The organism is Kitasatospora sp. GP82, assembly GCF_029892105.1.
Lineage (GTDB): Bacteria > Actinomycetota > Actinomycetes > Streptomycetales > Streptomycetaceae > Kitasatospora.
This window is the reverse complement of the sequence record NZ_JARZAJ010000026.1, coordinates 1-14,765: the sequence shown is the minus strand read 5'-3', so window position 1 is coordinate 14,765 and position 14,765 is coordinate 1. Positions and strand designations below refer to the sequence as shown.

Sequence of the window (14,765 nt, the reverse complement as noted above, 5' to 3'; positions counted from 1 at the left end):
CACGGCGTACCGGCAGCCACCGCGGCTGCCGGCAGCCCGCTGCCGCGGGCGGTACCGCACCCTTCCACCCAGACTCGTGCGTAGAGGAGTCATTGTGATCTTTGCCGATACCGCGGGGATCGGCCTGCTGTTGCACAGCTATCCGCCCGAACTCGTCGACGAGGCCGTGGCCTCCTGCGGGCGGACCGAGCAGCGCCGACGACTGTTGTCGGCACGCCTCATGGTCTACTTCGTCCTCGCCATGGCGCTCTTCTCTCCGGCGCCCTATCTCGACGTGATGAGCAGGCTGACCAGGGGGATCCGCCGCGGCGGACTCTGGGGGGACGAGCAGTTGCCGAGCGCCGAGCGCCTGCCGAGCAAGGCGAGTATCTTCCAGGCTCGCGAGCGGCTGGGATCCGCGCCGCTGCGGGAGCTGGTCCGATCGGCCGTCCAACCGATCGAGACCCCTGACATCCCCCACGCCCACCGGTGGGGAGAACAGCTGATGCTCCTTCAGGAGCAGACCGTCGAGCTGCCGAAAGGCACCGACCTCGGCCCGAGGCTGAAGGTGGTCGGACTGGTCGAGGGCGGCAGCCGTGCGATCGTGAACGTCGTGCTCGGCGGGGACGGGACGGAGCGCGCGCTCTTGCGTTCCGTCCCCCCGGGCACGCTGCTGATGGTGGCCGGGCGCCCGCTCACCGATGACCTGTTACGGGCCGTGGCGGCGGTGCGCGCAGAGGTGGCCTGGCTGCCACCTGCCGGATGGCGGCGACTCGAGCCCCACCGATGGCTGCCGGACGGCTCGTTCCTGACCGTCATGGGCGGTCGGCAGTTGCGGGTCGTCGGATCCGGGCTGGTCACCACGGCGCTGGACCACGAGCTCGCCCCGGCCGCTGAGCTGCTCGCCCTGGACTCGGCCACCGCCGGTGAACGTGAGGTGCTCCGCGGCGTCCTGCTCGGCTCCGACCGGAAGAAGGGCCCATTGACCAGTAAGACCGCGGAGGGCATCCGACAGGAGGTATACGGACGGCTGCTGGTGCACCACGCGTTGCGCAGAATGCCCGAATGCCTCACATAGGTGCCGAGTCGCACCGAAAGGCGGATACGGTGGTGATGGCCGAGCTTCATACAGAACGTCTGCTTGTTCCACGCGCTAACCAAACGGCGTTGCCCGGCTCGAATGCCGGTGGGTAACGTTCTCAATGCCAACGGGGGAAGCCCGCATATTGGCAGAACATTCGAGTACGTCAACGATGGAGGGGAACCAATGCGCATCAAGAACATTCTCGCGCTCGGTATCGCCGGCGCCGCGCTCGCGACTTTCGGCGCCGCGGGCGTCGCGTCCGCGAATGACGTGACGCTGTACGAGAACTCGAACTACGCCGGCGGGACGGTCGACGTGTACTCCGACGTCTCCAACTTCGCCGGCTGGACCTTCAGCAACGGCGATGCGGTCAAGAACAACGCCGCCTCGGCCTACAACTGGGGCCCGGGCGCGGCCAGCGTCTTCTACAACTCCAACTACGCCGGCAGCTCGGACTACCTCGCCCCGAACTCCGGCGAGAACCGTCTGGGCTACACCTACAACGAGAACGCCTCGCTCAAGTTCTGGTGGTAGAAGCACTCCGGTGGCCGGCCGGGGCAGCTGCCCCGGCCGGCCACCGGCCGTGTCACCGCCGAGTCGGATGAGGAGTAACCAGGCATGCACGGTCGTTCCCCGCTGTCCCGCCCCCTTGCCGCAGCCGTCGGCGCCTGTGCGGCGCTGGCAGTGCTGTCGGGATGCTCCGCCGCCAGTGCCGACGGCACCGGTGCGCCGGCGCCGTCCCCCACTCCGACGACCGTGGAGAGCACCGACCTGCATCTGCCGATCGCCGACTACATTCCGTCCCAGGCCGACCAGACCCTGTACAGCAAGGGCGCACAGGTCGTCCTGCAGGAATGCATGAAAGGGTACGGCCTTTCCTTCCCCGACCATTATCTCGGCCCCAAGAGCGCGCCGAGCACGATCACCGAGATGCGCTACGGGGTGACGAGCTCGGCTCGGGCGAAAACCACCGGCTACCATTTCGGGCCGGCCGATCCCGGATATCTGGACTTCACGCCACCGCCGGATCAGCCGGAGAACCGGGACCAGGGGTACCAGCTGGTCCTCAAGGGAAACGGAACCCCCGGAAAGAACGAAGGGACGCCAACGACCTATCGCTCGATGACGGTCCCGCCGGGTGGCTGCATGGGTCAGATGACGAAGAAACTCTCGGCCGGTGCGACCTTTCTTGGGGAGGCCGACCTGGTGAAGCAGATCAATGCCAAGGGATTCTCCCAGTCCATGCAGGAACCGGCGGTTCAGGCCGTGTTCAAGGACTGGTCGTCGTGTATGGCCGGCAAGGGGTACCACTATGCGACGCCGATGGACGCGGTGAACGACCCGGCGTTCGGGGGGCCGAAGCCGGCGCCGGGCGAGCCGCAGACGGCCCAGGCCGATCTGGCCTGCAAACAGCAGTACAACGTGGTAGGCGTCTGGTACGCCTCCGAGGCGAACCAGCAGCGGGCCCTGATGGCGCAGCACGCGGGCGAGCTGCGGACCATCAAGGTGCAGATGCAGCAACAGATCGCGGTGGCCTCCGACGTGTTGAGGTCCGCGTCCCCTTCACCCTCGCACTGAGGCGATCCGGGCCCGTACCCACGGGGCGGCGGCGATCGTCACCGGAAGGTCGACGCGCACGTGGCAGCCGGCACCGAGCAGCAACGGGACGAGTACGACCTCCCCGTCCAGCGCGGCCAACGCCTCGTCCAGCGAGGGCTGTACGAGGTCGAGGTACCCCACCTCGATTCGAAGATCGGGACGGAGCACCCGGACCTGGTCCAGCAGTGCCTCGGTGGTCGCCACGCCCGCCCGGTCCCGGGTGCCGTGCGCCACAGCCAGGAGCGTCGGGGCCTGCGTCACGTACTCACCGCCAGCCGGTACCCCCGCTTCGGGATCGTCCGTACCAGCCCCGCGTGCGGGCCGAGCGCGCCGCGCAGCCGGCCGACGGCGGCCTCCACCGCGTGCTCGTCCGGCGCGGACCCGGCCCAGACCCGGCGCAGCAGGTCGGCGCGGCTGAGCACCCAGCCCGGACGTTCGGCGAGCGCGCGCAGGACGGCGGCGGGCACCGGCGGCAGCCAGAAGGCCTCGCCGTCGACCAGCACCGCGTTGCCCTGGAGTACGACGGTCTGCGTTCCGGTGTCCAGTTCGCGCCGGTTGCGGGCGGGAAGAGCCTCCGCGATGGTGCGTACCAGGGAGCCGAGGCGTCCGCGTTCAGGCGAGACGGTCGGCACGCCGACGTCTTCCAGCGGCCGGGCGCAGAGCGGCCCGACGCACACCGGCATGACGTCGTCGCGCAGCGCGGCCAGTACCTCGGTCCGCAGCCCGACCTCGTCGGCCGCGTCCAGGAAGGCGGTGATCGCGGGCGCGCTGGTGAAGGTCAGGGCGTGCACCTCGCGGCGTACGGTCTGTTCGACCAGCCGCCGCACGGCGTCCGGGTCTTCGGGCGGGGCCCAGCGGTACACCGGGACCTCGATCACCTCGGCGCCGCGCTCCCGCAGGGCCGCGGCGAACCCGTCGAGGGGTGCGCCGTGCTCCTGGACGGCGATCCGGCGCCCTCTCAGCTCCCGGGCGAGCAGCCAGGAGAGCAACTCGTCGCAGGCCTCGGAGCGGGGCGAGTAGGTCTCGTCCAGGCCGCTGGCGCGGACTGCGCCGGTGGCTTTGGGGCCCCGGGTGAGCACGACGGCCTCCTGGCACGCCCGGGCGAGCCGGGCTCCCTGGCCCCAGCCCTCGGCGGTGCTCATCCAGCCGCGCCAGCCGACGCCCGTAGTGGCCACCACGTAGTCCAGCGGGCCGGCCAGGCACCGCCCGGTGGCGCGGCGCAGCGCCCCGTCGTCGTCGAGCGGAAGGATGCGCAGCGTGGGCGCCGCGATCACCCGCGCACCCCGGCGCCTGAGCAGCGCGACGAGTTCCTCGCGGCGGCGCGCGGCGGTGACGCCGACGGTGAAACCGGTCAGCGGGCCCGTCGATTCTCTGCCCGGCGGCTCACCGGCGGCCGTTGTTGCAGTTCCCATGGTGTGCAGGTTCAGCCCACAGGGTTTCGCCCGCATTGCACCGCCGTCACACGGGCGTTAGGTGAATGCCGATTGATGTTACGGAAGATGTCGTTCGTCCGACCTTGTCCCGGTCGTGCCGTGAAGGACGCGAACCGGGAGCGCAACACGGGCGACCCGGCGGCGTAATGGTCAAGGCCCGCAGTGCGCAGGGCGGCCCGTGCCGGGGTGGCGTCGGCCGGCAACGGCGAGTCAGGCGGTCACGGCTCGGGGTGGCCGGCAGCTGGGGATGCCGAGACGACCTCGGCGATGAGCAGGGCGACGTCGTCGTGGCTGTCGGGGTGGCACAGGGCGGTCAGGAGCCGGTCGCAGGTTGCTTCCAGGGAGAGTTGGGGGTCGGCGAGCAGGTCGAGGAGGGCCCGGAGGCGGGTGTCGATGGGTTCGTAGCGGGTTTCGACCAGGCCGTCGGTGTACAGGACGAGGCGATCGCCGGCGTTCAGGTCGAGGAAGGTGGCCTCGTAGGGTACGCCGCCGACACCGAGCGGTGCGCCGGTGGGCAGGTCCAGCAGTGCGGGGGTGCAGCCGGGGCGGGTCAGGACGGGGGGCAGATGGCCGGCGAGTGCGATGCGGCACTGTGCCGTGTGGGGGTCGTGGACGGCGTAGACGCAGGTGGCGATGGTCTCGTCCATCCCTTCGGTGATGTGGTTGAGGTGGTGCAGGACTTCAGCGGGGTCGAGGTCGAGGTCAGCCAGAGTGCGGGTGGCAGTGCGGAGTTGACCCATGGTGGCAGCGGCGTTGATGCCGTGGCCCATAACGTCGCCGACGACGAGAGCGGTCTTGTCACCGGCCAGTTTGATGGCGTCGAACCAGTCGCCTCCGGCCTCGCCGACTGTTCCCGCGGGCTCATAGCGGTAAGCGACCTTGAGGCCGATCGGTTGTGGTGGCGTGCGTGGGAGCAGGTGGCGTTGGAGGGTCAGGGCCGCGTGGCGTTGCATCTGGTACCAGCGGGCGTTGTCGATGCACACGGCGGCACGAGCAGCCAGTTCGCCGGCCAGGATGCAGTCGTCGTCGTTGAACGGCTGCGGGTTTCGGGTGCGTTTGAGGTCGAGTGCGCCGAGGACCTCGCCGCGGGCGATCAGCGGCACGGCGAGATAGGAGTGCAGGCCCGCGCGGGCCAGGAGGGCGGCGGCTTCGTCGTCGCGAGCGATGTGCGGCAGGTCGCCGGCCTCGACGTGGGCCACGAGTACCGGCCGGCCGGTGGCCACGCAGCGGGTGATCAGACGATCCGCGGCGTAGGCGGCGATCTCGCCAGTAGGGCCGGCGGCGCTGACCGCAGGATTGGGGTACGCCGCAGCTACCGCCAGGGACCGGAAGATCGCGGGCGCGGCGGCAGGGCCCGCGGTGCTGGTGTGGCGGCCGTCAAGGACCGAGTCCAGGACGTCCACCGCAGCGACATCGGCGAGGTCAGGCACGGCTATGTCAGCCAGCTCGTCGGCAGTCCGGACGAGGTCGAGGCTGGTACCGATGAACACCGAGGCGTGGGCGATGATGGCCAGCCGCCTGCGGGCTTCGGCGGCCTCCGTGGCCGCGCGGTGCCGATCGGTGGCATCCACCACCGAAGTCGCCAGTCCGATTACCCGCCCGGCCGGGTCCTCCAGCCGGTAGTACGACACCAACCAGGCGTGCTCGGTCTGCGGGTCGGCGGCCGTGCGGCCCACAGCGAACTGATCCAGCAGCGGCGTGCCGGTGGTCAGTACCTGGCGCATCGCGGACTCGACGGCCTCGGAGTCGAGAAACGGCAGTGCCTCGTGGACAGTGCGGCCGATGTGTTGCTCGGCGGGCAGGCCGTTGATGCGCTCCAGCGCTGGGTTGACGAGTAGGTACCGCAGACCGGTGTCGAACACGGCGAGCCCGATCGGGGACTGGGCCACCAGGCGAACGGAAAGTGCCAGGTCCCGCTCCACACTGCGTAGCGTGGCCTCGTCGGTGGCGATCCCGAGAGCGTACCGGCCGCCGCGCTCGTCCAGCAGCCGCATGTTGCGGAATTCCATCGGCCGGGTACTGCCGTCCTTGTGCAGCAGCGGGAAGACTCCGGCCCAGCTCCCGCCGCCGCCCATGACGTTTGCGAACAGCTGGAGGATCAGATCGACATCTTCCTCGGCGACCAGCAGCTTCGCCGCGTACCGGCCCAGGGCCTCCTCTGCGCTCCAGCCGAAGAGGTCCTGGGCCTGCGGGCTCCACAGCACGATCCGCCCATCCGCGTCCAGCACAATGGCAGCCACGCCGAGCACGTCCAGCAGAGCGCCGGGAGCGGACGGATAGACGCCGACCGGGCCGAGCTGGGCTGGAGACGCATCGGACGCGCTCATTCCAGGCTCCTTCCGCCTGCACCAGGTAGCGGCAACCTCGTGCCGGTCCAGGCCGTTCCTCTCCCCCGCCTTTCGCCTCGGTGCCCTCTATCGTCTCTCCGCACCGGCCAGCTGCACAGCCCGCGAGAAAGGCGGCACAGTCGGTCGTCTCCGCCGGTCGGCCGAGGACGAGGTCCTGGCCTCGGCATGCTTCCCCGGCCTTCGCCACATGATCCGGGGTGAGAACCTCTCGCACCGCGTAAACGACTCACCCCGCACCCGCATGTCCTCCGAACGCCTTCCATGCCCCGAACGCCACCACCACGCTGACGACGCCGGCGAAGAACACATCCCCTGTCCGCTTCGCGTACCGGCGACCACCCGATCGGGTGCTCGGCAAGGCCGAACGGCCGCGTCGCCCGGTCCGGCGCCGCCCCGACCGGGCGCAGCGGACGGCCGAGCAGCTCGGGGACGCTGGAGCGGCGCAAGCAGGTCCGGCATCACGCTGCGCGGGCGCTCGGCGGCTTCGGACTCCTCCACCCGGAACCGCTCCGACCAGGCCGCCGAACTCGGACAGAAGGCGTTCTCCGGCGTCATGCATGCGAAATCCGTAGCAGCGTGTGAACCACTACTCCGATGCGCCTCGTCCCACTACATGCGGCCGTGGATGGCTTCGGGGTCGGTGGCCGGGAGGGCGGCACGGGCCTTCGCGGTGGTGGCGGGCGCCGGGGTCACATAGACCGGGGCGGGGTCGGACTCGGGGGCACAGGTCTTGGCGATGAGGCCGTTGCCGGTGGGGAGGCTGCCGTCCCTGAGGTAGGCGGTGAAGGTGTCGTCCAGGCAGGCGTTGCCGTGGAACAGGATCTCGTGGAAGCTGCCGCCGTTCTGGACGACCAACTTGGAGCCGGGCAGCGCCTTGTGCATCGCGACACCGCCCTCGTAGGGGGTGGCGGCATCCTCCGTGGCCTGGAAGAGCAGGACGGGCGGCAGGCCCTTGCCGGTGATCTTCAGTCGGCCGGCCGGGGCGCCCTGGTAGGGCCAGAACATGCAGGCCGCGTTGTACCACATGTTGTCGTAGGCGTAGAAAGGTGCGACGGCGTTGACCTTGGCCTGGTCCTTCTTCCAGAACTCCCAGTCGCGCGGCCAGTTGTTCTCGGTGCACTGGACCGCGTTGTACGCCGGAAACGTGCCGTCGTCGGCGCCCGGGGCCGCGTAGCGGTTGTAGGCGATGTTCAGCGGGCGGGGGTCGTTCTTGGTGAGGTAGGCCGACAGCACGGTCGCCATCCGCGGCCAGCGCAGGAAGTTGTAGCCGCCGCCGTAGAAGGTGTCCTCGAACTCGGCGGGGCCGATCTTGCCGGGGGCCGGGGCGGCGTCCACCGGGTTGTCCCGCAGCGCGGCCTCGACCCGGTAGTACTTCTTCTCCACGGCGGCCGTGTCGGTGCCCAGGTGGTAGATCGAGTCGGCCTTGGCGGTCCACGCTGCGAAGGCGTCGAAACGGCGCTGGTGCTCCTTGTCCTGCAGGATGTTGTGGTCGTACCAGGTGATGCTCGGGCCGACGATGCTGTCCAGCACCATCCGGCGCACGTGCGAGGGGAACAGTTGGCCGTACGTCGAACCCAGTGAGGTGCCCCACGAGCCACCATAGAAGTTGATCTTCTGTACGCCGAGCGCCCGCCGGATGCCGTCCATGTCGCGGGCATTGTCGACGGTGGTCATGTGCGGCAGGAGCCAACTCCAGTTCGCGGCACAGTCGGCGGCGTACTTGGCCGACTTCTCCAGCCACGCCTGCGAGGTGCCCTGGCCGACTTGATAGTCCGGCCGCTCGCCGTCGAAGTAGTGCGCGTCGCAGGTGACGTGCGGGTCGCTGGCGTTGGTGCCGCGCGGGTCGAAACCGATCCAGTCGTAGGTCGAGGCGACGTCCTGGGGGACCTTTCCGGAGATGTAGGCGGGCATCCACAGGCCGGAGTCGCCGGGACCACCGGGGTTCAGCAGGATCGGCCCCTGCCGCTTGTCCTTGGGCGCGGTGGCCGGGAGCCGGTTCACCTTGATTTTGATCTTGGCGCCGCTCGGGTGCGCATAGTCCAGTGGCACTTCGAGCATGGCGCACTGCAGCGCAGGGGCGGTGGCGTCGTTGCAGGAACTCCAGGCGAGCTTCCCTTGAGCGATGTCCTCGGAAGCGGACGGGGAGGCGGAGGCCGGCGTGATGCCCGCGAACGCTCCGCCGATGGCAGCGACGGCCGCAGCCGCCGAAATCAGGGCTATGACTTTCCTCATGAGGAGCATGATGTGATATGTGCAATGTTACAGCCAGTGCAGCTGACGACGCGTTACCAAGCTGTGACCACAAGGGCATTGGGACTGCCGGGCTCGGAAAGTCATCGCCGCAGGCGACCCGGGGTAGGGCAGGGCACACCGCTGGAGATACAACGACGAGACCGACTCGGCGGAAACCCTCCACGAGTACCAACACGCCGCTTGACCCCGGCGGAGGATTAATCGGCACCCGCAGGGCCACCGACACGCCAGATCTTTCCAGAAACCTCACCAATCGCGTCCGCTCCCTGCACACCTCGGGAACTAGGCTCCCGGAGCACACGATTCCGCTTGTGCACTTGAGCAAGGCCACCGGCCGGTGCCGGTGCCATCGCCACGTACGGAAAGATCGCATGGACAACTGCTCGTCCTGTGGGGGTCGGCTCGACAGCGCTCAGCCCTGCCCTGGCTGCGCACAGCCCGCAGCCGACGCCCGGCCCGACGACGTGGCGGAGCCGCAGAGAGCCGCAGCCGACGCCCGGCCCGACGACGTGGCAGAGCCGCAGAGAGCCGAGGCCGACGTCCGGCCCGGGGAACCGGCAGAGCCGTTGGAGGCGGCGGCCGACGTGCCGCCCGCCGACGGCGGGCTGAAGCGCTGGCAGCTGGCTGCCGGCATCGGCGCCGTGGGCCTCGCGGTCATCGGCTTCGCCGCGATCGCCCTGTACTCGGGCGGCTCAGACGGCTCGGCGACTCCCGCCGTCTCGCCCAGCGTGCAGCCGACCCCGTCCGAGCAGACCACCCCTCCGCCGAGCGACCCCTCCCCCAGCCCTCGCCCGAGCGGGCATCCGATCTCGGCGACCCCGAAGCCGCACGCGACGTCGGCCGGCCCCTCGACCCGGCCGTCCACCTCGCCCGCGCCGGTCCACGCCTCGGCCGTCCCGGTCGCCCAGCCGACCTCCCCGGCCACCCACCCGAGCCGCCCCGAGCCGACCTCGGCAGCGCCGAGCCCGAGCGACAGCACGAAGCCGAGCTGCACGCCGATCCTGTTCTGGTGCACCGGCTGAAGCCGCCACCCCGTACGGATGTGCCGCGTGGCCTCTCGTCCGCGGCGGACAACGCCGAGATCCTCGCCCTGCGCCACGAGGTGCCCCCCGGCAACGGCCCACCGCAGTGCCCGGAACCAGCGAGGCCACACACCGGTGACAATCCGCCTGGCCTGCATTCGGGCGACGACACGCCCGCCGAGCCCAGGCCCGAAGGCGCCGAAGCTCAGTCTTCCCCGGCCGCCGCAAGCGGATTCGGAAGGCCGGATGAGACATGGCAGCGCGGCGGCTTCGCATCCTGGAGGACATGTTCGTCTACGCCGACGAGGGCCCCACCCGGCGATACCGGGTGGGGCCCTCGTGGGATGGGCCTACCTTGGGTCAGCTTTGGACGAGCTTGCCCATGGCGTGGACTTCCTGGACGTCGCCGGTGTTGAAGAAGCTCCACGGCACCGTGAAGAAGCCGCCGTCGCCCCAGCCGCTGCCCCAGCTGTTCTCGATCCTCACACCCTGGTCGTTGTAGGCCACGATGGTCACCTCGTGGCCGCCGACGACGGGGTCGCTGCCGGAATCACCGGGCAGGTAGCTGTAGTTGGCCGCGGTCTGCGGGTCCATGTCCATGAAGCTCTGGTGCACCTGAAAACCGATCGGCACGGGCATGCCGCGGGATATCGCGTCCTTGATGGCCGACTCCGCCCCCGAGCCGCTGGTGGGCAGCTCGTTGAAGCCCGACAGCTTGTACTGCCCGGCGCTGGCGCGCTCGTTGGCGTCCGGCTGGGTGGTGTAGTCGAAGTCGCCCTGCCAGTAGTCGGACTTGGTGTCGATGCCCTGCTCCTGCTCCATCGGCAGCGCGACACTCGCATAGGTGCCCTGGTCGTTGCCCTGCGCGATCTGCGAGTAGATGAACATCGGGGCCATCGGGGCGCCGCCGATGGCCTGCTCGTTCATCAGGACGCCGTAGGCGGAGTACCCGGTGGCCCAGGTCACGCAGGAGCCGACCTGGCCCTGGTCACCGGGCGAGAGCGCGTACTGGCTCAGGTCTGCGCTCGCCGGTGCGGCGCCGGTCCGGGCGAACGGGGCGAGTGCGTTCAAGTCGGCTGTCGCGGAAGGGTGGACGGCGTGCCGGTGGGCCTTGAGGGCGGCAAGGTCGAGGCCCAGGCCGTGCAACCGGTGGGAGTGGTGGACGGCCGGGTGCTCGGCGGTGGTCGCCGCCGTCGCGGTGGTCGCGGTGGTCAGGCAGGAGAGCGCGACGGCGGTGGCTATGCCGATCGTTCTGGTGATGCGCATGCGTGGGCTCCTTGGGGGCTGCCGGCTGGGTCACAGCAGGCACGCCGTGCTCGCCACACGTGGGGGCGTGGTGAACACGGAGAAGCGAGTGTGGGGGTCAGGCCGAGATGACGATTCGTCACCCCGTGCCTGGGGATCACCGTAGAAGAATCGCCATGCTCCCGTCATGAGCAGTTCATGCCAATGACGTGAACCCGCCATCGTAGGACGCCAGTTGACAGACCGTCCTCGAAAGCCACCCTGCAGCTCCACGCCCGGCTTCACGAGCCCCTGCCACTCCGAAGCCCTGTCCAGGAGCGTGAGCGGCCTGGCGCGCGGCGCACCCGCACCGGGCGTCCGCGACCAGACGCCTGTCCCCCGGGATGCCCTCACGCACCACCACCGCAGTCTGCGCCACAGCCGATTTGGCGAACAGTCAGATCACCGGACTGCGGCCGCTGTTGGTCGATCAGGCCGGTGTACGGTTCGCCCGGATCCGGGCCCCTCGACCTCGGCCCGTCGGAGCGCCGTCGCGGCCGCCTGGAACGATGCCCCGGGTGCCGGCAGGTGGCCAGGGACACCACGGCACAGGCGGCGCCGAGCAGGGCCCGGTCCTGTCGGCCGCCATGGCGAGGGATTCGCGCACGGTCACGGGTTCACGCGGCTGCCCAACGAGCCGACGGCGATGCCGATCGCGTTACGGCAGGGGCATGAGCCGGTAGAAGACGGCGGTGACCAGGTCGCGGGCGTACTGCGGGTCGAGGAGGCCCGGGCGGAAGAGGACGCGGTACATCATGGGTGCCACGACGTGGTCCATCACGGTGTCGGTGTCGGGCACGTGCTCACCGCGCCGTGCGGCGCGAGCCAGGATGGCCTCGACCTGTTCGATGGCATAGGCCGAGCACTGCCCGGCGTTGCTTCCGTCCGGGTCGCCCGCGAGAGCATCGCGGATGTAGGAGCGGCCCGGCGGGGAGGACATCTCCTCGATGAAGTCGACGGCCCAGTTCTCCAGGTCCTCGCGCAGGTTCCCGAAGTCGGCCGGCGGTGCCTCGGGGCGCAGCCGCTCCACCGCAACGTCCGAGAGCAGTTCCTGGACGTCTCCCCAGCGGCGGTAGATCGTCGACGGGGTGACACCGGCGCGCGCGGCGATCTGGGGGACGGTGAGGGAGGCGCGGCCTTGTTCGGCTTGGAGCTCAAGCACAGCCGCATGCACCGACTGCTGGACGCGGGCGCTGCGACCTCCGGGGCGGACCGCTGATCTGGGGCTCATGCGTCAATCTTAACGCAAAATCCTTGCGTTAATCTGTGGCATCTCCCCTCCGGCCAGGCGAGATTCGGCCGGAGGGGAGATGCCGTGGCAGAGATCGCGTCACGCGGCCGGATCGAGCCGCCCGACTTCGAGAGGCAGACCGGCCCGGAGGGCACAGCGGGCCGCCTCCCTTGGAATGAGATCTGGGCTGGGCCTGGAGGGGCCCTTTCACTGCAGGGACGCGCTGCGGTTCACCGCTGCAAAAGCTGATTATTTGCGTTAGTGGGGCGTAGGCGATACCGTCCACTAAAGCAAAGAAAGTGCTTTAGGCCAGGTGGAAGGTTCTCCCGGCCGACTTCACCTCCCCTGCCTGTTCACCCGGAAGAGACCTCGGATGACTCAGCCCGTGCCCTCGCACACCCCTGACAGTGCCGCACCAACCTGGACCGTAGGCGATCTGCTCGTACGCCGAGTCGACGAAGTCGCCCTGCCCCCGCAGACCGGCTCCTGGCTGCTGCCCGCCGCCACCCCCGACATCGTGAACCGCACGCCGTGGCTCCAGCCGCACTTCGCCACACCCGACGGCGTTCTTCACCTGGCCAGCCACAGCTTCGCCTTCGAGGTGAACGGCCTGCGCGTCCTCGTCGACACCGGAATCGGCAACGGCAAGACCCGGGCCAACCCGGCCTGGCACAACCTGGACACCGCCTATCTCCAGCGGCTCACCGACGCGGGCTTCGCGCCCGAAAGCGTGGACCTGGTCATCCTGACCCACCTGCACACCGACCACGTGGGCTGGAACACCCGTAACGACGGCGGCACATGGGTCCCCACCTTCCCGAACGCCCGGTACCTGACGTCCCGCACCGAGTGGGACTACTGGGCGGACGTGGACATGGAGGAGGCACGGAAGCAGATGTTCCACGACTCGGTCCACCCGATCCGCGACGCCGGTCTGCTCGACCTGGCCGACGTACCCGGAACGGGCGCCGTCGTGGCTCCCGGAGTCCGCCTGCTGCCCACTCCCGGCCACACCCCGGGGCAGATCGCCGTCGGACTCCGCAGCGCCGGGCAGTCTGCCGTCATCACCGGCGACTGCGTTCACCACCCCGTACAGCTGCGGCACCCCGACATCACCAGCTGCGTCGACAGCGACGCCACCCAGGCCGCCCGCACACGCAGGGAACTCCTCGCCGCGCTCGCCGACACCGAAACCCTGCTTCTGGGCAGCCACTTCCCACCACCGACCGCCGGCCTGGTGGTCTCCGAAGGGCGCGGCTACCGGCTCGTGCCCACTCCCGGCACCGTCACGTCGTCCTGACCGGGCAACCGGCCACCGCGAATCCCTCAGCACCTTGACCGATCATGCAACGGTCGAGCTCACCACGACACCTGCCGGGCGCCGGCAGGCCCACGGCTGAGAAGGTGGATTTCCTCGTCGGCCTGGTCCAGCGGCACGGTCTCGACCATCGGGCGGATCCCGTGCGGGGCGCTGAACGCCATGGTGTTCTGCGCGTCCCGCGCGGTCCCGCCCAGGTGGCCGCGGACGAGACTGCCGGCCGTGGTGTTCCAGGCGGCGGTGTCGGTGGCGGTTTGACGGGCTCCGGCTTCAGACTTGCGCCATGCCGCCGTCGACGCTCAGGTCCATGCCTGCACAGAAACTGCTCTCGTCCGATGCGAGGAAGAGGGCGGCCGCGGCGACTTCCTCGGGGCGTCCCATGCGTCCGAGGGGGATGACCGATGCGAAGGCCGCCCTGATCGCGTCTGCGCCTTCCTTGGAGTCTGCTTGGCTGTCCATGATCGGGGTGTCGATCGGGCCGGGGCTGAGGGTGTTGACCCGGATACCGCGGTCCTTGAGCTCCTTGGTCCAGGTGCGGGCGTAGGAGCGCACGGCGGCTTTGGTGGCGCTGTAGGTGGTGTATCCGTCGAGGCCGGTGTAGGCGGCGATCGATCCGACGAGGATGATCGATCCGCCGTCGTTCATCAGGGGCAGCGCTCCCTGGGCGGTGAAGAGGGTGCCGCGGGCGTTGAGGTTGAAGGTGCGGTCGAAGCTCTCTTCGGTGATCTGGCCGAACTCCTGTGGGTCGACCCGACCCGAGTTGGCGACGACGACGTCGATCTTCCCCTTCTCGTTCGCGATGGTCCGGAAGAGACGCTCGAGGTCGGCGGAGACGGTGACGTCGCCATTGACGGTCGTGACGTTCCTGCCGATCTCGTCTTTCGCCTTGTCCAGTTCGGGTCGGCGCCGCCCGGTGATGAACACGTAAGCACCTTCCTCCACGAACCTCTGCGCGATCGCGAATCCGATACCGCTGCTGCCGCCGGTGACGAGGGCGACCTTGCCGTCCAGCCTGTTCATGGCTGTGACCTTTCCTGTGTGAGTCATGCGGGTTTCCCGGGGTCGGTGGCATCGACGCTCAGGCCGTACACGGTGTTGCTCATGAGTGTTCTCCCTCTCAGAGGGTGTTCGATACCGATTTAGGCTGCCGCGAGGGGTCTCGGTCGGAGGTATTGCCCGACTTTGTCGGGGCTGGCGGTCAGGCGAGTGGTCAT

The 14,765-nt window shown here is 69.5% G+C and carries 12 protein-coding genes and 1 pseudogene; 5 read left to right on the top strand and 8 right to left on the bottom strand.

The features are described 5' to 3' along the window. Positions 1-94 precede the first annotated feature (94 nt). The 3 genes from P3T39_RS24950 (at position 95) to P3T39_RS24940 (ending at position 2,641) form a co-directional block, all read left to right on the top strand. Positions 95-1,057, top strand: a complete 963-nt coding sequence (locus tag P3T39_RS24950) for a transposase domain-containing protein (RefSeq protein ID WP_280701169.1) — start codon at positions 95-97, stop codon at positions 1,055-1,057. Positions 1,058-1,246: 189 nt separating this feature from the next. After that, positions 1,247-1,597, top strand: a complete 351-nt coding sequence (locus P3T39_RS24945; RefSeq protein ID WP_280701168.1) for a peptidase inhibitor family I36 protein — start codon at positions 1,247-1,249, stop codon at positions 1,595-1,597. 84 nt (positions 1,598-1,681) lie between these two features. Then, positions 1,682-2,641 (top strand): hypothetical protein, encoded by a 960-nt coding sequence (locus P3T39_RS24940; RefSeq protein ID WP_280701167.1) that lies wholly within the window; start codon positions 1,682-1,684, stop codon positions 2,639-2,641. Here the strand turns inward: P3T39_RS24940 and P3T39_RS24935 are convergent. The 4 genes from P3T39_RS24935 to P3T39_RS24920 all read right to left on the bottom strand — a co-directional run bounded on the left by P3T39_RS24935 (position 2,627) and on the right by P3T39_RS24920 (position 8,675). Then, positions 2,627-2,896: a CbiX/SirB N-terminal domain-containing protein gene (locus P3T39_RS24935; RefSeq protein ID WP_280701166.1), complete on the bottom strand. Its 270-nt coding sequence runs from the start codon at positions 2,894-2,896 to the stop codon at positions 2,627-2,629. The genes P3T39_RS24940 and P3T39_RS24935 overlap by 15 nt on opposite strands. Positions 2,897-2,919: 23 nt before the next feature. After that, on the bottom strand, positions 2,920-4,074 hold the full coding sequence (locus P3T39_RS24930) for a uroporphyrinogen-III synthase (RefSeq protein ID WP_280701165.1): 1,155 nt from the start codon (positions 4,072-4,074) through the stop codon (positions 2,920-2,922). A 239-nt stretch (positions 4,075-4,313) separates the two neighbouring features. After that, entirely contained in the window at positions 4,314-6,422 is a 2,109-nt protein-coding gene (locus P3T39_RS24925) for a SpoIIE family protein phosphatase (protein ID WP_280701164.1), read from the bottom strand. 630 nt (positions 6,423-7,052) lie between these two features. Then, complete coding sequence (locus P3T39_RS24920; RefSeq protein WP_280701163.1) at positions 7,053-8,675, bottom strand: alpha/beta hydrolase; 1,623 nt, start codon at positions 8,673-8,675, stop codon at positions 7,053-7,055. Between the two features lie 392 nt (positions 8,676-9,067). Here P3T39_RS24920 and P3T39_RS24915 point away from each other — a divergent pair, with 392 nt between their 5' ends. Beyond that, a complete protein-coding gene (locus tag P3T39_RS24915; RefSeq protein ID WP_280701162.1) occupies positions 9,068-9,718 on the top strand; it encodes a hypothetical protein in 651 nt (216 codons plus the stop codon). A gap of 360 nt (positions 9,719-10,078) precedes the next feature. Here the strand turns inward: P3T39_RS24915 and P3T39_RS24910 are convergent, their stop codons facing one another. Both P3T39_RS24910 and P3T39_RS24905 read right to left on the bottom strand, forming a co-directional pair. Beyond that, entirely contained in the window at positions 10,079-10,984 is a 906-nt protein-coding gene (locus P3T39_RS24910) for a C1 family peptidase (RefSeq protein WP_280701161.1), read from the bottom strand. A 676-nt stretch (positions 10,985-11,660) separates the two neighbouring features. Next, entirely contained in the window at positions 11,661-12,233 is a 573-nt protein-coding gene (locus P3T39_RS24905; RefSeq protein ID WP_280701160.1) for a TetR/AcrR family transcriptional regulator, read from the bottom strand. 373 nt (positions 12,234-12,606) lie between these two features. Between P3T39_RS24905 and P3T39_RS24900 the strand changes: the two genes are divergently transcribed. Then, positions 12,607-13,533 (top strand): MBL fold metallo-hydrolase, encoded by a 927-nt coding sequence (locus P3T39_RS24900; protein ID WP_280701159.1) that lies wholly within the window; start codon positions 12,607-12,609, stop codon positions 13,531-13,533. A 59-nt stretch (positions 13,534-13,592) separates the two neighbouring features. On the opposite strand, the pseudogene P3T39_RS24895 reads toward P3T39_RS24900, so the two are convergent. Together P3T39_RS24895 and P3T39_RS24890 are read right to left on the bottom strand one after the other, a co-directional pair. Continuing rightward, positions 13,593-13,769: pseudogene (locus P3T39_RS24895) on the bottom strand (alcohol dehydrogenase); the annotation flags it as partial. 52 nt (positions 13,770-13,821) lie between these two features. After that, complete coding sequence (locus P3T39_RS24890) at positions 13,822-14,571, bottom strand: glucose 1-dehydrogenase (RefSeq protein ID WP_280701158.1); 750 nt, start codon at positions 14,569-14,571, stop codon at positions 13,822-13,824. Between the last annotated feature and the right edge of the window lie 194 nt (positions 14,572-14,765).

Bases quoted from the DNA above. Each gene is read 5' to 3' on its own strand.
- P3T39_RS24945 (WP_280701168.1), top strand. From the start codon at position 1,247: ATGCGCATCAAGAACATTCTCGCGCTCGGTATCGCCGGCGCCGCGCTC.
- P3T39_RS24940 (WP_280701167.1), top strand. From the start codon at position 1,682: ATGCACGGTCGTTCCCCGCTGTCCCGCCCCCTTGCCGCAGCCGTCGGC.
- P3T39_RS24930 (WP_280701165.1), bottom strand. From the start codon at position 4,074: ATGGGAACTGCAACAACGGCCGCCGGTGAGCCGCCGGGCAGAGAATCG.
- P3T39_RS24925 (WP_280701164.1), bottom strand. From the start codon at position 6,422: ATGAGCGCGTCCGATGCGTCTCCAGCCCAGCTCGGCCCGGTCGGCGTC.
- P3T39_RS24920 (WP_280701163.1), bottom strand. From the start codon at position 8,675: ATGAGGAAAGTCATAGCCCTGATTTCGGCGGCTGCGGCCGTCGCTGCC.
- P3T39_RS24915 (WP_280701162.1), top strand. From the start codon at position 9,068: ATGGACAACTGCTCGTCCTGTGGGGGTCGGCTCGACAGCGCTCAGCCC.
- P3T39_RS24910 (WP_280701161.1), bottom strand. From the start codon at position 10,984: ATGCGCATCACCAGAACGATCGGCATAGCCACCGCCGTCGCGCTCTCC.
- P3T39_RS24905 (WP_280701160.1), bottom strand. From the start codon at position 12,233: ATGAGCCCCAGATCAGCGGTCCGCCCCGGAGGTCGCAGCGCCCGCGTC.
- P3T39_RS24900 (WP_280701159.1), top strand. From the start codon at position 12,607: ATGACTCAGCCCGTGCCCTCGCACACCCCTGACAGTGCCGCACCAACC.
- P3T39_RS24890 (WP_280701158.1), bottom strand. From the start codon at position 14,571: ATGAACAGGCTGGACGGCAAGGTCGCCCTCGTCACCGGCGGCAGCAGC.